At 43.0% G+C, this 18,047-nt stretch carries 13 protein-coding genes; 9 read left to right on the top strand and 4 right to left on the bottom strand.

What is annotated here, in order from left to right:
• Positions 1–51: 51 nt before the first annotated feature.
• The 8 genes from ACNURT_RS08655 (at position 52) to ACNURT_RS08690 (ending at position 13,059) form a co-directional block, all read left to right on the top strand.
• Positions 52–618 carry an REP-associated tyrosine transposase gene (locus ACNURT_RS08655; protein WP_419701392.1) on the top strand — a complete coding sequence of 189 codons (567 nt, stop codon included), beginning with the start codon at positions 52–54 and terminating at the stop codon, positions 616–618.
• Positions 619–954: 336 nt separating this feature from the next.
• Entirely contained in the window at positions 955–2,658 is a 1,704-nt protein-coding gene (locus ACNURT_RS08660) for an alpha-amylase family glycosyl hydrolase (RefSeq protein WP_419701393.1), read from the top strand.
• A gap of 413 nt (positions 2,659–3,071) precedes the next feature.
• Positions 3,072–5,549 (top strand): glycoside hydrolase family 31 protein, encoded by a 2,478-nt coding sequence (locus tag ACNURT_RS08665; protein WP_419701394.1) that lies wholly within the window; start codon positions 3,072–3,074, stop codon positions 5,547–5,549.
• Positions 5,550–6,453: 904 nt separating this feature from the next.
• Positions 6,454–8,397 carry a 1,4-alpha-glucan branching protein GlgB gene (glgB, locus tag ACNURT_RS08670; RefSeq protein WP_419702122.1) on the top strand — a complete coding sequence of 648 codons (1,944 nt, stop codon included), beginning with the start codon at positions 6,454–6,456 and terminating at the stop codon, positions 8,395–8,397.
• 80 nt (positions 8,398–8,477) lie between these two features.
• Positions 8,478–8,669 (top strand): hypothetical protein, encoded by a 192-nt coding sequence (locus ACNURT_RS08675; RefSeq protein WP_370994811.1) that lies wholly within the window; start codon positions 8,478–8,480, stop codon positions 8,667–8,669.
• Between the two features lie 182 nt (positions 8,670–8,851).
• Positions 8,852–11,230 (top strand): FtsX-like permease family protein, encoded by a 2,379-nt coding sequence (locus tag ACNURT_RS08680; protein WP_419701395.1) that lies wholly within the window; start codon positions 8,852–8,854, stop codon positions 11,228–11,230.
• Between the two features lie 146 nt (positions 11,231–11,376).
• The gene (locus ACNURT_RS08685; protein ID WP_419701396.1) at positions 11,377–12,282 is read left to right on the top strand and encodes an AraC family transcriptional regulator; all 906 of its coding nucleotides are present in this window, start codon (positions 11,377–11,379) and stop codon (positions 12,280–12,282) included.
• Between the two features lie 51 nt (positions 12,283–12,333).
• Positions 12,334–13,059 (top strand): SDR family NAD(P)-dependent oxidoreductase, encoded by a 726-nt coding sequence (locus ACNURT_RS08690; protein ID WP_419701397.1) that lies wholly within the window; start codon positions 12,334–12,336, stop codon positions 13,057–13,059.
• A gap of 207 nt (positions 13,060–13,266) precedes the next feature.
• Here ACNURT_RS08690 and gap read toward each other — a convergent pair whose 3' ends face one another.
• Genes gap through pfkA form a run of 3 tightly spaced genes read right to left on the bottom strand, consistent with a single transcriptional unit; the run spans position 13,267 to position 16,108 of the window.
• Complete coding sequence (gene gap, locus ACNURT_RS08695; protein ID WP_370994807.1) at positions 13,267–14,262, bottom strand: type I glyceraldehyde-3-phosphate dehydrogenase; 996 nt, start codon at positions 14,260–14,262, stop codon at positions 13,267–13,269.
• A gap of 7 nt (positions 14,263–14,269) precedes the next feature.
• Positions 14,270–15,118 carry a hypothetical protein gene (locus ACNURT_RS08700; RefSeq protein WP_419701398.1) on the bottom strand — a complete coding sequence of 283 codons (849 nt, stop codon included), beginning with the start codon at positions 15,116–15,118 and terminating at the stop codon, positions 14,270–14,272.
• Positions 15,119–15,121: 3 nt separating this feature from the next.
• Positions 15,122–16,108: a 6-phosphofructokinase gene (pfkA, locus tag ACNURT_RS08705; RefSeq protein WP_370994805.1), complete on the bottom strand. Its 987-nt coding sequence runs from the start codon at positions 16,106–16,108 to the stop codon at positions 15,122–15,124.
• A 130-nt stretch (positions 16,109–16,238) separates the two neighbouring features.
• Between pfkA and ACNURT_RS08710 the strand changes: the two genes are divergently transcribed.
• Positions 16,239–16,931, top strand: coding sequence for an NUDIX hydrolase (locus ACNURT_RS08710; RefSeq protein WP_076374039.1), 693 nt, complete (start codon positions 16,239–16,241; stop codon positions 16,929–16,931).
• Between the two features lie 177 nt (positions 16,932–17,108).
• Here the strand turns inward: ACNURT_RS08710 and ACNURT_RS08715 are convergent, their stop codons facing one another.
• Positions 17,109–17,969 carry an N-acetylglucosamine kinase gene (locus ACNURT_RS08715; RefSeq protein ID WP_370994804.1) on the bottom strand — a complete coding sequence of 287 codons (861 nt, stop codon included), beginning with the start codon at positions 17,967–17,969 and terminating at the stop codon, positions 17,109–17,111.
• Between the last annotated feature and the right edge of the window lie 78 nt (positions 17,970–18,047).

The raw sequence follows: 18,047 nt of genomic DNA on the forward strand, positions 1-18,047 counted from the left end.
GTTTGCAACTACAGTAATGCTTTGATATATTTAAACAAAGCTTATAACTATATGACGCGAAAAGGCTATATCATTCACGATCAACAAGCCATTTATTATATGACATTTACGGTAGTTGGTTGGATAGATGTCTTTTCCAGGCAGCAATACCGAGATATAATAATTGAATCGCTAAAATACTGTCAAACGCACAAAGGGTTGCATTTACATGCTTACGTAATCATGTCGAATCATATGCACCTTGTAGTTTCTGTAGATGAGAAATTTACCATAAGTGATTTTGTGAGAGATTGCAAAAAGTTTACGGCCAAACGTATCCTGGATGATATAGAAGTAAATGATGACGAGAGTCGTCGTGAATGGATGTTGCACCAGTTTAAATATTATGCCTCAAGACATAGCCGTAATGAACGGTATCAGCTATGGGAGCATGATAATCATTTTATTGAACTGAGTTCACCGGCTTTTATGCAGCAAAAGATTGATTACATTCACCAGAATCCGGTTAAAGCAGGCCTGGTTTATCGGGCTGAAGATTATGTTTATTCAAGTGCCTCAAATTATGCTGAAGTTGACAAGATCATAGACGTAGATTGTTTGTATTTGAATATACTATAGTCTGAAGACTACGGGCATAGTGGTTCGAAGTCAGAGACTTCGAACAGCGCTATTAAACAATATAAACAAAAAAGCGCTTGCGCTATTCGAAGTCTCTGTAGTCTGAAGACTACAGGCATAGTAGTTCGAAGTCAGATACTTCGAACGGCGCCTGACTTTTAATGATATAAGCTAAGAAAATAATTATACATGCGCTGTCCGTAGTCTCTGACTTCGGACGACTATGTCCGTAGTTTGCAACTACAGTAAACGCCGAACAACAAAACAATCATTTTAAACAAAATCCCGGAAAAAAGTCTTGATACCTGATACTAACTACCTGATGCTAAAAGAAAAATGAACAAACTCATCATATATCAACTATTGCCCCGCCTGTTTGGCAATACCCAAACGCGCAATAAAGTCAATGGTTCTATCGAAGAAAACGGCGTAGGCAAACTGAACGATATCAACGACAAAGCCCTGCAGGAAATTAAGGCCATGGGTTTTACCCATGTATGGTATACCGGCGTTATTGAGCACGCCACCATGACAGATTATACTGCCCATGACATCGCCAATGATGATCCGGATATTGTAAAGGGCAGGGCAGGATCACCTTACGCCATTAAGGATTATTATGACATCGCACCCGATCTGGCTGTTGAGGTGAACAACCGAATGGCCGAATATGAGGCTTTGATACAACGAACCCATAATAATGGATTAAAGGTGATCATGGACCTGGTGCCCAACCATGTGGCCCGTACCTACGCTTCGGATGTAAAACCACCCGATGTTCGCGATTTTGGGCAGGATGACAACAAGGGCAAAGCTTTCGATCCACGGAACGATTTTTACTATATCCCCGGTCAGCCTTTTGTAGTGCCGGCTGGTTATAACCCAGGCGGGGATGAATTCCACAGTCCCTTGAAAGATGGCCGTTTTGACGAGAATCCCGCAAAAGCTACAGGTAATGATGTATTCAGCGCCACGCCATCTATAAACGATTGGTTCGAGACCATGAAACTGAATTACGGGGTCGACTATATGAACGGCCGCTATGGTCATTTCGACCCTATACCTCCGTTGTGGAACAAGATCTATGATATCCTGATCTACTGGAGCCGGAAAGGCGTTGATGGTTACCGCTGCGATATGGTAGAGATGGTGCCCACCGAGTTTTGGGCCTGGGTTATTCCTAAGTTAAAAGCGGCTTATCCCGGCACTATATTCATCGGCGAAGCCTATGATAAAAACAAATACGGCGACTATATTTCCAGAGGCGGATTTGATTACCTGTATGATAAGGTTGGTTTGTACGATGCCATACGGCGCTTAACCCGTAACGACTATGGCGCCAGCACCTGGGAGATCAACAATGTATGGAATACCCACTGTCATGGTATCGACCAGCACATGCTGCGCTTTATGGAAAATCACGATGAGCAGCGCATTGCCTCCCGCTATTTTGCCGGTGATGCCTGGCTGGCCGTGCCCGGCATGATTGTAACCGCTACCATGAACACCGGTCCGGTCATGATCTATTCGGGTCAGGAAGTGGGCGAACCGGCCCTGGGTAATCAGGGTTTCAGCGGTGATGACGGTCGTACTTCCATCTTTGATTATTGCAGTATACCCTATCATCAAAAATGGCTCAATAATGGGGCATTTGATGGCGCAAACCTTTCCGAAAGCCAAAATAACCTGCGTGGTTTCTATCAAAAATTATTGGTCACTGTAAGCAATAACGAAGCTTTAAGCAACGGACTTTTTTATGAACTGATGATGGCCAATGAGCATCAGCCCGGCTTTGACCAATTATTATATATCTATCTGCGCTACACCGACCAACAACGTGTACTGGTCATCACCAACTTTAACCGTGCCGAACGTAGGCTGGTTGTTAAACTACCCGATGACCTGCTTGGTAAACTAAACGTAAACGGTAAAACAGCATTTACCGATCTGCTTAGCGAAGCAAAGTTCAATACCGATGATATCAGAAATGGCGTCGATGTAAAAATACAGGCCTCAGGTGGCCTGTTGCTGGCGTTTTAGTGGTACGATACTCCCCAAATCCCCTTTATGTCATTGCGAGGTACGACGAAGCAATCTCGTAGCTATTCTTGCCGATGAGAACGCGAGGGGATTGCCGCGCTACGCTCGCAATGACATATTTTTTATTTTGTTTCAGCCCCCTCTTTCAGCCTTGTGCTCGTTTGCAACGAGTGCTTATTGTGGAGAGGCGATTGCATCGCCCTTGCGTTTTAAACGCGAACCCATGTTAAGCACTCGTTGCAAACGAGCGCAAGTAACCTCCCACCAATAAAAAATCGATATGAAAATTTAATTAAATTTATGAGAAATCACGTTGAATGGCACGGTTAATGATTTTTCATTAATTCAATAGTCGTATATTGCGTAGTAAGTACACTTTATACATATTTGTAGCAGACCCCTAATAGATTTGAATGGAAAGTAATATACCAAATGAGGAGCTGATACCTCGCAAATTAGTTGAAGCCGAGCACATACTTGAAGAAGAAGACGAAGAGTTTCACCATCTCAATAACCCGGCTGATGCTATAAAACCCATCATCAAGAAGTACCTCGGTACGCCTAATCATGCCGATCAGCTGGGGAATAAATTCTACTTTACCGATGGCGACGCGAAAGTGGAGGTGGTAGTAGTAACGGACGAGATCATCCGGATCAGGGTTGCTCCACACGGCGTTTTCCTCGAAGATTTTTCCTACGCGGTTCCAAAACTGGAACATAAAGCCGCGGAATTTACGCTGTTTGAAGATGAGCTGGAATTTCGCGTAGCCACTAAATCGATAAACTGTCATATCCGTAAAAAGGATTTCTTTATATCATTTTCTGATAGCAATAACCACGTAACCAGTACCGATGCTGTACCTATGCACTGGGAAGAGAATGTCAAGTTTGGCGGTTATTATGTTTTTTGTACGAAAACCTGCCATCCCGAGGAAAGCTTTTTTGGACTTGGAGATAAGCCAACCGAGTTTAACCTGCGGGGCAAACGCCTGAAAAACTGGAATACTGATGCTTATTCTTTTCAGTGGAACCAGGACCCGCTTTACCGTAGTATCCCCTTTTACATCAGTGTAAATGAAGGTATTGCGCATGGTATTTTCTTTGATAATACCTTTAAGGCGCAGTTTGATTTTGGAGGCGAGGATACCACCAAAACAAGTTTCTGGGCCGATGGAGGCGAACTGCAATACTACTACATCCACGGTCCGCATATGATGGACGTGGTAAAAAGTTATCATATTTTAACCGGAACCCATCCTATGCCGCCGCTTTGGGCACTGGGCTATCACCAATGCCGCTGGAGCTATTATCCCGAGGCTAAGGTGAAAAAGATCACTCGTGGTTTCCGTGATAATAAAATTCCCTGCGATGGTATCTACCTGGATATTGATTACATGGATGGCTATCGCTGTTTCACCTGGAACCGCAAATATTTTCCTGATCCTAAAAAAATGATCAGCGAACTGGCGGCCGATGGTTTTAAAACCGTGGTGATCATTGATCCGGGGATCCGGGTTGACGATAATTATGCGGTGTTTAAGGAAGGTAAGGAGAAAAGATATTTCTGCCGCCGCAGCGACGATTACTTTATGGAGGGCCACGTTTGGCCGGGCCGTTGCCAGTTCCCCGATTTTACCAACCCCGAGGTACGTACCTGGTGGGGTGGTTTGTTTGACGAACTGGTACAGATGGGCGTAGCCGGTGTTTGGAACGATATGAATGAGCCTGCCGTGTTTGGCGCCGGTACTTTCCCCGATGATGTACGCCACCAGTACGATGGTTTCCGCGGATCGCACCGTAAGGCACATAATATATATGGTATGCAAATGGTACGCTCAACCTATGAGGGTTTACGTAGCATCATGAAAAATAAGCGTCCTTTCACCATTACCAGGGCAGGCTACTCGGGCGTGCAGCGTTTCTCATCCGTTTGGACGGGCGATAACGTAGCCTCCTGGGAGCATCTTAAATTGGGTAATATCCAATGCCAGCGCCTCTCTGTATCGGGTATACCTTTTTGCGGTACCGATATCGGCGGCTTTAGCGGTGAGCCCGATGGCGAACTGTTTACCCGCTGGATCCAGATGGGAACATTTTCACCTTTCATGCGTGCACATTCGGCAGGTGATACCAAGGAGCGGGAGCCCTGGAGCTTTGGCGAACCATTTACAGCCATCAACCGTAAGTTTATCGAGCTGCGCTATAAGCTGATGCCATACTTTTACTCTACCTTTTGGGAGCATCATCGTTATGGCTTCCCGATATTAAGGCCCATAGTAATGCATGAGCAGGATGTGAAACTCAACCATTTCCGCCAGGATGAGTTTACTTATGGCGATAAGATTTTGGTTTGCCCCGTAATGGAGCCAGGCCAAACCAACCGCAACGTGTATTTGCCAAAAGGCAAATGGTTTAACTTTTGGACCCACGAAGTTGTAGAGGGAGGCAAAGAAGTAAACGTAGCCACGCCGCTGGAAACTATACCCTTGTTTGTAAAAGCCGGTTCGGTAATACCCGAATACCCGGTAATGCAATACGTTGGTGAGCACGAAATAGAAGAGGTTAAACAGAACATCTATTATTCAGACTATGAAGTAAACTCCTTCCTGTTTGAAGACTACGGCGAAACCTTTGCTTACGAGCAGGATATTTACCTCGAGAAAAAGTTTGTGGTCAATGGCAATTCCCGCCAGATGACTATTCACCAGAGCATGGAAGGTCTGTATACCCCGCGTTATGAAGGCTATCACCTCAACATTATCGGCTTGCCATTTAAACCCGGCAAAATACTGGCCGATGGCAAAGTGGTAAGCGATTTCATCATCAATACCGATGGAACGGTAGAGTTTAAGTTCAGCAAGAATTTCAAGCACATCGAAATTTTAAAATAAAGCAAAAGGCCCCAAACGGGGCCTTTTGCTTTACATGGCTTTTCTCTCCCCTTTTCGATACGTCATTGCGAGGTACGAAGCAATCTCTTTACTGTACAGAACCCTCTGCTAATCGGGGATTGCTTCGTACCTCGCAATGACGCGTGAAGAAAAATACTCGGCGCTGTCCGAATGTCTCCGACTTCGGACTACTATGCTGGTAGTCTTCAGACTACATAAAAGGCAGCCATTTAAACTTCCAACTTCCAACTAAATTTCGTATCTTTATACAAACACCAGCCCGGTTTCCTCAAAAAGAGAAAACCGGGCTGGTTTGTTAAGACCAAAACAAGGCCAAAAACCGATCGTGTTGTATGTAGTTCTTTGATAGTCAGAAAATTAATACTTTTTAAAGTTTTTAAAATCACTCAAAACCGGATTGAAATTTGTTAAAAAGTGTTAAAATCGATGGTTTTGAATGAATTTTCGAACGTTTTTACGCTGTTTTTGAGCAGAAAAGTGTTAAAATTTAAGGTTTAAAAAGTTTTTCAGGTCATCGGATGGTGAGGGGTGGTGGATTAAAATCATGGATCAAAGTATAATCTTTTAAATCCAATCAAAATCTTGTAAATCCTGTTATATTTGATAGTATATAAACCAAACATTCCCGTACATTGGGTTATTCTAACATGCCTTAACAGGTTATTATATCATGGCTAAACAAACAAAGAAAACCGAAACCCCGTTACCGGAAACAAAACCTGTAAAAGAGAAGAAAGTCGTAAAAGCGGCTGATAAAAAGGTAGTTACACTGGCAGAAAAACCTGCAACGGCTAAAAAAACTGCTCCAAAACCAAAAGCTGCAACCACCGAAACGGCGAAGCCAGTTGCAAAAGCAAAGCCATCCACGCCTAAAACTCATATAATGCTGAATGCGGTAGAACCCTACAGCCGTTTTACTGATTTTGATATCAGTTTGTTTAAATCGGGCAAGCATTATAAGCTGTATGAAAAATTTGGCTCGCACGTGCTGGAGCATAATGGAGTTATCGGTACCTATTTTTCTGTTTGGGCGCCAAATGCGCAGTATGTATCAGTTATAGCCAACTTTAACGGCTGGAACCGGGGTTCGCACAGCTTAAATGCCCGCTGGGATTCGTCGGGTATCTGGGAAGGGTTTATCCCGAATGTGGGCGTGGGCGAAACCTATAAATATTATATCAAGGCATCAACAGGGGAGGACCTGGAAAAGGCCGATCCCTTTGCGCTTCGCTGGGAAGTGCCCCCAAGCACGGCTTCTATTGTGGCCGATACTTTTTACGAATGGAAAGATGCCGATTGGATGGCCACCCGGCAGGAACATAATGGCCTGGATAGGCCATACAGCGTTTATGAGGTGCATCCGGGTTCATGGGCACGCAGCCTGGAGAGCCCAGATGAGTTTTTAACCTATACCCAACTGGCCGATAAGCTGGTACCTTACGTTAAAGAAATGGGCTTTACCCATGTGGAGCTTATGCCGATCATGGAATCGCCGTTTTACCCAAGCTGGGGCTACCAGATCAGCGGGTATTTTGCGGCCGCATCACGTTATGGCGATCCAAAAGGGCTAATGTACCTGATTGAAGAATTTCATAAGGCAGGCATTGGCGTAATACTGGACTGGGTTCCTTCACATTTCCCGGGCGACGCCCATGCCTTGTACAAGTTTGATGGTACACACCTGTATGAACATGCCGACGACCGCAAAGGCTTTCATCCGGATTGGAAATCGTACATATTCAATTATGGTCGTAACGAAGTAAGGGCATTCCTGATCAGCAACGCGCTGTTCTGGCTCGATCGTTATCATGCCGATGGTTTGCGTGTGGATGCGGTAGCCTCCATGCTGTACCTGGATTACTCCCGTAAACATGGGGAGTGGGAACCTAATATTTACGGTGGAAATGAGAACCTGGAAGCTGTTTCATTCCTGAAAGAGTTTAATGAGGCCGTTTACAGTCATTTCCCATCGGTACAAACTATTGCCGAAGAATCTACCTCATTCACTGGGGTTAGTCGCCCGGTTTATTTGGGCGGATTAGGCTTTGGTATGAAATGGATGATGGGCTGGATGCACGATACCATCGGCTACTTTAAGGAAGATCCGATCAACCGTAAATACCATCACAACGAAATTACTTTTAGTACCATATATGCCTTTACCGAAAACTTTATGCTGCCTTTTTCGCATGACGAGGTGGTATATGGCAAGGGATCTATGCTGCGTAAAATGCCTGGCGACGAGTGGCAGCAGTTTGCCAACCTGCGTTTAATGTACAGCTATATGTTTACACACCCAGGTACCAAGTTACTGTTTATGGGCGCCGAATTTGGCCAGGGCGACGAGTGGAACTTTGCGCAATCCTTACAATGGCATGTACTGGAATATGCCAACCACCAGGGCATGAGCGAAACGGTAAAAGCGCTGAATCATTTGTATCGTGATGAACCGGCCCTATATCAAAAAGCTTTTGATTTTAGCGGCTTTGAATGGATAGACGGCGGTAATGCCAACGATTCTGTATTGGTTTACAGACGTATGGGCCATAATGAAAAAGATGATCTGGTTATCATTTTAAATATGACACCCGTGCCTCGTCATAATTATCGCATAGGTGTACCCGCAGGTGGCCAATGGAAAGAGATATTTAACTCCGATGCCGAAAAATTCTGGGGCAGTGGCTTAACCAACGCGCCCGAGGTAACAGCCGAAACCGTAAAATGGCATGGCAAGGATAATTCAATTATTATTACGCTGCCGCCGCTTGGCGCTACCGTGTTTAAGATAGCTAAGGACGCGCCGGCCAAATATGAGCTGAAACGGTAACAGATTAAATTTCGATCAACAATGTAACCATTAACCGGAAATACCCGTTTAGCTTGGTTACATTGTTAATTGAATACCTTATGAATCCTAAATTCCGTTACCTGTACATCGCTATTGGCAGTTTGCTGTTCATATCATTAATAGTGCAGGTGATCATAACTTATCCCGAGGTCAGTGCTCAAAATGTATTGCTGAACGCTATACCGTCCTTATTGTTTTTTTACCTCGCTTACAAAACCTATCACGAAAAAAAGGACAGCGAGCTGATGTGAATAAGCTTTAAGTGATTGATATCGAGTGATATGTAACTTTGTTTCCCTGTTCAATACTGAACAATAATTGTAACGAATTCGAACAGTTATTAAAACGGAGTTTATTATAAATTATTGAATTTCAGTAAATTATAATCAGGGTATACTTTTGGCTGTAATTGCGACATAAAACCTGATTGATTATGTTGAAAAACTACCTGCTTGTAGCTTTTAGAAATCTCTCTAAAAACAAGGCCTTCTCATTTATTAATATTGTTGGTTTGGCAATAGGTATGACAGCCTGTTTCCTGATCTATATCAATATAAAGTTCGAGCTGAGCTATGATAGTTTTAACAAAAAATTTGATCAGATCTATCGTGTTTCAACTGATATAAAACATACAACATTCGCTATTAAAACACCGTCATCATTTTTGCAAATGGGGCCGTCGCTGCAGCAGGATTATCCGGAAGTAAAAGCTAACACACGGATAAGTAACGGACATTTTTTAGTGCAGTATGGTGAAGTAAAATTCCAGGAAGACAACGGGATATTTGCTGACCCATCCCTGTTTACCGTATTTACCTTACCGGTTGTAAAAGGTGATGTTAAAAAGGGATTTAAAGCGCCATTTACAGTGGTAATAACCGAAACCACGGCCAAAAAGTATTTTGGCCGTACCAACCCTATTGGTAAATCTTTATTGCTTAATGATAAATACGCCGTTTTGGTTGCCGCAGTGGTAAAAGATATGCCGCCCAACTCTCATTTTAAATTCGATATGGCAATTTCCTTCGCCACACGCGAAAAGCTATATCCCAACAGTGCAGATGTTTGGGCGGATATAGGTTGCGTTACCTATATCGAACTGCCAAAAGGATATGACTATCGCAAATTGCAAAGCCTGCTACCTGCTTTCGCAAGCAAGCATTATACCCAGACTGATAAAAAGGAAGGTACTGAGTATAGTTTTCTTTTGCAACCTTTAAAGGATGTTTACATGGATGCTGAAAGAGGAGGGGCAGGTGACTTGCATAACATCCGTATCTTTTCAATTATAGCCTTATTTATTCTGCTGATAGCATGTATCAACTTTATCAATTTAACCACGGCAAGGGCTACAGAAAGAGCTAAAGAGGTAGGTATTCGTAAGGTGATCGGTGCAGCAAGAAAGCAGCTGATCGTCCAGTTTTTAAGTGAGTCTGTAATTATTTGTTTGATCGCTTTTCTGTTTTCAACGCTGTTTAGCTACTTATTGTTGCCATTGTTCAACCAATTATCGGGCAAAGTAATCAGTATCAGCATTTTTTCGCATAGTTATGTGTTCCGGTTTTTTATACTATCCTGTGGCATAGGTGTTATTGCCGGTTTATATCCGGCATTGGTGCTTTCGGGCTTTAAACCCATAACTACCCTAAGAGGGAGGTTTAGTAAATCGAGCGTTGGTGTTTTACTTCGTAAAGGGCTGGTGATAACACAGTTTACAATATCTATAGTGCTTATTATTGGTACTATAATAGTTTATTATCAGCTACATTACATGCGCAGCCAGGCGCTTGGTTTTCAGAAGAATCAAATGCTCGTTATTGATTTTCACATGAACAAAGCAATACAAAATAGCGCAGAACTAATAAAGAACGAACTAAAAAAGGTGCCTAATGTGGTATCTGCTACGGCATCCATGGGGATTCCGGGCTTCGGTTATAACAATCGCGATTGCAAGATAGAGAATAGCGCAGGTACTATGCAGCAGATGCTTATTAATTTGTACGAGGTGGATTATGATTTTATTCCGCAGTTTGAAATGAAGCTGATGGCCGGGCGCATATTTTCAAAATCATTTGGTACCGATACTGCACAGGCCATAGTAATTAACGAGACAGCCTCTAAAATACTTGGCTACCGTACCCCAGCCGAAGCCATAGGTCAAAATTTTTCGCAGGATGAACGAACAGGTAAAATAATTGGGGTATTGAAAGACTTTCACTATGAATCATTGAAAACAACAGTACAACCTTTATGTATGCGCATTAATCCAGCACGAACCGTTGCGTTTACTATTAAAATTAAGTCAAAAAATATACCCGAAACTATAGCTGGCATCCAAAGCAAGTGGAAGGCCCTGGCGCCTGAACGTCCTTTTAACTATGCGTTTGTTGATGAAACATTTAACAAGCAATATGCAGCACAGGAAACTTTCGGTAATCTGTTTCTTTATTTTGCTGTGCTTGCTATACTTATTTCATGCATGGGCTTGTTTGGTTTAGCATCATACAGCACCATTCAACGTAGCCGCGAAATCGGCATTCGCAAAGTCTTCGGAGCTTCTGTAACCGGTATCGTAAATATGCTGTCTGTTGAATTTTTACGATTGGTGATCATATCATCACTAATAGCATTCCCGTTAGCATGGTTTGCAATGAGCAAATGGCTGCAGGATTTTGCCTACCGCATAACTATAGACTGGTGGGTTTTTGCATTGGCAGGAGTAATGGCACTTATTATAGCCTTTACTACGGTGAGCTTTCAGGCGATTAAAGCTGCGCTTGCTAATCCCGTTGATAGTTTAAGAAGCGAATAGTTGATGTATAAGATAAATATCAGTAAATGGTATTGTTATACTGAATGTAGTAAAGCCTTCCATGCTGCAAAGTATGCCTGTTTACGGATAGAGCCTTTGTACCTTAGGATGACCGATTTTTATTGGTAATTCCGTTATTTTGCGGTATGTCAGTTTTAACTACGCCCGAGAAACCAGCAATACCAACCTATTCACTGCTACAAAACAGCTCCATTGGCAGCAGCATGATCGAAGTACGTGAGGCCAGCGAAAATTGTGGTGTGTTTAAGCTTGATCCGGCTTTCCTGTTACCTCACCGAAAGGATTATTACCTGTTTGTTTTAGTAAAGAAAGGGGATAACCGCCATTGGGTAGATTTTACGCCTTACACCATTAAGCCAGATACTTTTTACTTTACCGTGCCCCAACAGGTGCATCTTAAGGAACATGCAGGACAAATGGAAGGCTTTATGGCCAGCTTTACCGATGAGTTTTTGCAGTTAGAAGAGAATCGTACCTTAAAGCAGCTTCCTATTATCCAAAACCCTGCCGGGGCCCATGAACTGCTGCTGACCACCGCCGATGTAGACTTTATTGAGGATGTAATGCGCAAAATGGTGGCAGAATTTAATGCTGATGGCACCTGGCGCAACCAGATGCTTACCTCATGGCTTAGGGTATTGGTGATATATCTGAGCAGGCTATACGCAGAACAATTCAGCGAAAGCTGCCTCACCCTGAGCTATTGCCTGTTGAAAAGCTTCCAGGAGTTTATTGGCAAGCACTATGATACCCTGCATGAGGTTGCCGATTACGCAAATTTGTTAAACCTTACACCAGGCTATCTGAACGATGTAATAAAGCAGCAAAGCGGTAAAACAGCTATTACGCACATCCATGAACGCCTTATTGTTGAGGCCAAGCGCCGTTTATTGCATACCGAACTTTCGGTAAAGCAAATAGCCGATGAGCTTGGGTTTGATGACGCGGCCTATTTTAATCGTTTCTTTAAACGTATTGCAGGTACGCCGCCAGCAGGCTACCGGGAGCAAATCCGGGAAATGTACAGTTAATGCCCGGCAATGTGCAGCAGCTATTTAAACCGGCCTCAATAGCTTTGCTTTATGAATAAACAAACAGTTTTAATAACCGGCGCCAATAAAGGAATTGGTCTGGAAACCGCACGCCAGCTGGCCAAAGCGGGCTATCATATATTTTTAGGCAGCAGGGATAAAGACAACGGCGACAGGGCCGTGGAGCAGCTAAAAACCGAAGGTTTTAACGATGTTGAATTGTTGCTGATAGATGTTACAAGCGAATCTTCTGTTCAGCAGGCTCATGATGATCTGATCAAACGCGTTGACAAATTAGATGTGCTGATCAATAACGCCGGCATTCCGGGGGCTTTCCCGCAAACACCTTCAAATGCCGATGATGAAACGCTGCACAACGTTTTTGAGGTGAATTTTTTCGGTCCGATCCGTACGGTAAGGATTTTTATTGATCTGCTGAAGAGGGCCGAAAACCCAAGGATAGTGAATGTGACATCCGATCTGGGCTCGCTTACCTTGCATAACGATCCTAACTGGGAGCATTACCATTTTAAATCAGCCGCTTATGGTCCGTCAAAAACAGCTCTGAATGCTTACACCGTTGCTTTAGCCGCTGAGTTGAAGGACTCTTTTAAAGTAAACGCGATAAACCCCGGCTATACCAATACCGAATTTAACCACAATCAGGGTCCTAAACCGGTAGAAGACGGCGCCGCACCAATTGTAGCCTACGCCATGCTGGATAAGGACGGCCCTACAGGCAAATACATCAGCGACTATGGAGAGACGCCCTGGTAGGTTTTGGGGAGTAAGGATTTTAGGAGTAAGGAGCAAGGATAAAAATAGGGGGATTGTCAGTCTGAGCTTATCGAAGACTCGTGTGTAGAGGCCTGCCCACCATGCTTCGACGGTGCTCAGCATAACAGTCTTTTATAGGCTACAAAACAACAAAGCCCGCGGTAAACCGCAGGCTTTGTTATATAAATTAAAATTGATGAGTCAGGATTAGAACTTACCCAATTCCTGTACCAGGTCGATCAGTTTGTTTGAATAACCCCATTCGTTATCGTACCAAGATACTACTTTAACAAAGTTATCATTCAGACCGATACCTGCTTTTGCATCAAAAATTGAAGTGCGTGCATCACCTTTGAAATCTTCAGACACAACTTCATCTTCGGTATAACCTAAAATGCCTTTTAATTCGCCTTCAGATGCAGCTTTCATAGCAGCTTTGATAGCCTCGTACGAAGCACCTTTTTTCAAACGTACAGTTAAGTCAACTACAGATACGTCGGCAACTGGTACGCGTAAAGACATACCTGTTAATTTACCTTTTAACTGAGGTAAAACTAAGCCAACCGCTTTAGCAGCACCGGTTGATGAAGGGATGATGTTTTGGTAAGCACCGCGGCCACCTCTCCAGTCTTTAGCCGATGGGCCGTCAACTGTTTTTTGAGTAGCTGTAACAGCATGTACGGTGGTCATCAAACCTTCTTCGATACCAAAGTTATCATCCAATACTTTAGCGATAGGTGCTAAACAGTTAGTAGTACATGAAGCGTTTGATACGATAGTTTGATCGGCTTTCAGTTCTTTATGGTTAACACCCATTACAAAGGTAGGGGTGTCATCTTTTGCTGGCGCGCTCATTACAACTTTTTTAGCACCGGCATCGATATGTTTTTGTGCGGTTTCCTGAGTTAAGAAAAGGCCGGTTGATTCGATAACCACCTCGGCACCTACTTCGCTCCATTTAAGGTTGGCAGGATCTTTTTCAGCAGTAACACGGATGGTTTTACCGTTTACAACCAAATGTCCGCCTTCAACAGCAATAGTGCCTTTGAATTGGCCGTGAGTTGAATCGTATTTCAACATGTAAGCCATATAATCAGGCTCAACAAGGTCATTAATACCAACAACTTCAATGTCGGGTCTTTCAATTGCGGCTCTGAATGCCAGGCGTCCAATACGGCCGAAACCGTTAATTCCTATTTTCATGATTTTTTTAATTTTTATTAGAATAGTAGGTTAATAAATTATTTATAGGTTCTTTAATGATATTTGCTATTTGAAGGTGTGCCTCAGATGCAGCTTCATGTAAATACTCCTGAAAGTTGGCAGCTACCGTGCCTGCAAAATGAATAGAGGCACCCGGATGTTGCTTTGATAAAGGTAGTAAATATGTTGAAATTAGCTTGCTAAAACCTTTTTTTATGACGTTTTGCAGATAGTGGTCGTGCAGGTTATCCTGGTAAAATTCGGTGAACGAACTTAAAAACAAAGCGGGTTGTTTTTGCCGGTAAACTTTCTCTAACAAGGTTTTTCTGTCTACATCATACTTGCTTACAAACTTCTTTTTGAGGTTAGGCGGCAGGGTTTCGTTCATATAGCCTTTGATGAGCTGTCGCCCCAGCCAGTTACCAGAACCTTCATCGGCCAGGATATAACCCAGGCCATAATTGTTGTCCAATACCTTTTTGCCATCGTACCAGGCCGCGTTGGAGCCACTGCCGCAAATGCTGATAATGCCTGGCGAGTTTTTACAACAGGCAATTGCTGCTGCCGTAATATCATGCTCCACTACTACTTTGCCAAATTTAAAAAAGGCCGATAGCGCGTTATATACAATTTGCCTGCGCTCGTTGGAGGAGGCGCCGGCGCCAAAAAAATAAATGCGTTTTATTTCTTCGGCATGGTGTATCAGGTTAATGTTTTTGTTGAGCAGCTGCAGGATATACTTTTCGTCGTTAAAATAGGGATTGATGCCATTGGTTTTAAAGGAAGCAATAGTTCGGCCTTTATCGGCAAGCCGCCAATGTGCAAAGTACGATCCGCTATATACAACTGCAATCATTAATTATATCGATAATATATCTGCCATTTCCAAAAGATCGGCCTCCAGCTTAAATTCATGTTGGTTAAGGGCTTCTTCTAAACTGGTAAGCAGAATATGGTTGGCCTGCAAACCTACCATTTTTTGTGTTTCGCCCGCAATTAACGCATTTACAGCGGCATAGCCAAGCCGGCTACCCAAAATACGGTCAAAACTTGATGGACTGCCACCTCTTTGCAAGTGGCCTAATATAGTTACTTTAATATCGTAATCTTTAACTTCTTTTTGCACAGCCTTGGCCACATCATACACCCCTCCATTTTTATCGCCCTCGGCCACAATAACAATGCTTGATGATTTTTTGTTAGATGAACCATCCTTCAGATTCTTGATCAGGTCTTCAATAGCGGTTTGTTTTTCAGGAAGCAGGATAGCCTCTGCACCGCAGGATATACCCGCGCGTAAGGCTATAGCGCCAGAATCGCGACCCATTACTTCAATAAAAAATAAGCGGTCATGTGCGTCGGCTGTATCACGTATCTTATCAATGGCTTCAATAACCGTGTTGGTAGCCGTGTCAAAACCCAGGGTATAGGTGGAGCCGCACAAATCGTTATCAATGGTGCCCGGTACGCCCATAACAGCAATGTCCGGATATTTTTTTGAGAAACGCAGCGCACCGGTAAATGTACCATCGCCTCCAATAACCACCAGGGCATCAATGCCGTGTTCTTTCAGGTGTTTATAGGCGGTGGCCATGCCTTCGTCCTCCTTAAAAGGTAAACAACGGGCTGTTTTTAAAATAGTACCCCCCAAATTAAGTATGTTACTTACCGAACGTTTGTCCATATCGTACATATCGTTCTCAATAAGTCCTTTGTAACCCTGCCTGATACCAACAACCTCAAGGCCATTGTATAGTGCTGTTCTAACAACCGCCCTGATACAGGGATTCATTCCGGGAGCATCACCGCCAGAAGTTAAAACCGCAATTTTTGAAATTTTCTGCATTTTTACATTACTTAGATTTGCGCTACGAAGATAGTGTGTGTAAATTACACCATTAAATTTTATTTGTTTTTTTTTGGATTAGGAATTAAGGTCATATATTTAACAATTAAACTTAAATCCCAGTACCGTTTTGGAAGTAATGCTACCCAAGTTTGATTCCGTATTCTCTATTGACTGCGTAATTTTTGGTTTTGAAGCCGGTGAGCTTAAAATCTTGCTTATTGAGCGTAACGAAGAGCCCTATAAAGATGAACTCGCGTTGCCTGGTTATATTGTGGAACAAGACGAAAGTATTGACGATGCTGCCGAGCGTATTTTGTATGAGCTTACCGGCTTGCGCGATCTGCACATGCAGCAGTTTCATACTTTTGGCGAAGTGAACAGGCATCCCCAGGGCCGGGTTATCACCGTGGCTTATTATGCGCTGATCCGTATAAATGGGCAAAAAGAACTACGACCGGTTACCCAGTATGCAAAAAAGGCTTTCTGGCACCCTGTTAACGAGCTGCCAAAGCTCGCGTTTGACCACAGCGAGATATTTAATACCGGTTTTAACAAGATCCGCAGGAGGCTACACTATCAGCCGATCGCGTTTGAGTTATTACCCGAAAAATTCACATTAACCCAATTACAATCCCTTTACGAGGCAGTGCTGAGTAAAAAGCTGGATAAACGCAATTTTAGAAAGAAAATGCTGAGCTATGGATTTTTAAAGGAGCTTGATGAAAAACAAAAAGGAGTATCCTACCGCGCCGCTAAATTATATAAGTTCGACAAGCGTAAATACGGCAAAATATTCCAGGGCGAAATGAATATTGGATAAGGGGGCATGGAGCAAGGATTTTTGGAACAAGGAGCAATGATAAAGAGCTGATAAATCATTCTAATCTCTGAATTTTACTAATCAAAGGTCCGAGATTTAAAAGTAAAATATAAAGGGCCGGAAAAAATTTCCGGCCCTTCTTTTTGTCCTTTATCCTTGTTCCAAAAATCTTTATTCCTACAAAGAGCTCGGAGCCAGTTCCAGGTGGTATTTTACCAGGTTATCTATGGGCGAGCGGATAATGCTGCCTACTACCATGCCATTTTCTGTAGCTACTTCTTCCAGAACGTTTCTGAAATTGTAACCTACTGAACCAATACAGTTAAAGGTGTATTTTTGATAATCGGGATAATGCGTTACCAGGTTGCGGAAAAAATCTTCAAATGAGGTACGTACCAGGTTGCGCGAGTATTCGATATGTACGTTGTTATCATAAACAAACTTGCTGAAGCTGGCGCAAAAACGATTGGCACGCGGCTGTGTATAAACCTGTTCGTTTATATCATCAGGTGTAAGTTTAAATGTTTCCCAGAAAAGGTTACGTACCGGCTCGGGCATATAACCGCGCAGATAGTCAACTAAAAGCTTTTTGCCTATGTAGCAACCACTGCCTTCATCGCCTAAAATGTAAGCGCCAGAGTCGATATTGTTGATCACTTCTTTACCATCGTAAATACAGGTATTGGTACCGGTGCCTAAAATAGCGGCGAAGCCTTCTTTGTTACCTAACAGGGCACGGGCAGCAGCAAGCAGGTCATGACCAATGTTCACCTTTGCTTTGGTAAAAACCACTTTCATGGCTTCCTCAACAATTTTACGCATCTCGGGTGTCGAACAGCCGGCGCCGTAATAATTTACTTCGGTTATTTCATCCTTCTCCAGGTCGGTTGGCAAACTTTCATTTAAAGATTGTATGATATATTCCGTACTTGAAAAATAAGGGTTATAACCCTCAGTGTTAAAATACACTTTTTTACCTTCTTCGGTAACCAGACACCAATTTGTTTTAGTTGAGCCACCGTCAGCAATTATGATCATAAATTAAGTTTTATTAAAAAAATTGGGTTAAAAGTATGATTAACTTATTGTAAAAAAAACACTTTCCATTTTAAAAAA

The organism is Mucilaginibacter sp. NFX135, from assembly GCF_048565145.1.
GTDB lineage: Bacteria > Bacteroidota > Bacteroidia > Sphingobacteriales > Sphingobacteriaceae > Mucilaginibacter.

Coding starts and splice junctions, on each gene's coding strand:
- ACNURT_RS08655 (WP_419701392.1), top strand. CDS start 52: ATGACGCGAAAAGGCTATATCATTCACGATCAACAAGCCATTTATTAT.
- ACNURT_RS08660 (WP_419701393.1), top strand. CDS start 955: ATGAACAAACTCATCATATATCAACTATTGCCCCGCCTGTTTGGCAAT.
- ACNURT_RS08665 (WP_419701394.1), top strand. CDS start 3,072: ATGGAAAGTAATATACCAAATGAGGAGCTGATACCTCGCAAATTAGTT.
- glgB (WP_419702122.1), top strand. CDS start 6,454: ATGCTGAATGCGGTAGAACCCTACAGCCGTTTTACTGATTTTGATATC.
- ACNURT_RS08675 (WP_370994811.1), top strand. CDS start 8,478: ATGAATCCTAAATTCCGTTACCTGTACATCGCTATTGGCAGTTTGCTG.
- ACNURT_RS08680 (WP_419701395.1), top strand. CDS start 8,852: ATGTTGAAAAACTACCTGCTTGTAGCTTTTAGAAATCTCTCTAAAAAC.
- ACNURT_RS08685 (WP_419701396.1), top strand. CDS start 11,377: ATGTCAGTTTTAACTACGCCCGAGAAACCAGCAATACCAACCTATTCA.
- ACNURT_RS08690 (WP_419701397.1), top strand. CDS start 12,334: ATGAATAAACAAACAGTTTTAATAACCGGCGCCAATAAAGGAATTGGT.
- gap (WP_370994807.1), bottom strand. CDS start 14,262: ATGAAAATAGGAATTAACGGTTTCGGCCGTATTGGACGCCTGGCATTC.
- ACNURT_RS08700 (WP_419701398.1), bottom strand. CDS start 15,118: ATGATTGCAGTTGTATATAGCGGATCGTACTTTGCACATTGGCGGCTT.
- pfkA (WP_370994805.1), bottom strand. CDS start 16,108: ATGCAGAAAATTTCAAAAATTGCGGTTTTAACTTCTGGCGGTGATGCT.
- ACNURT_RS08715 (WP_370994804.1), bottom strand. CDS start 17,969: ATGATCATAATTGCTGACGGTGGCTCAACTAAAACAAATTGGTGTCTG.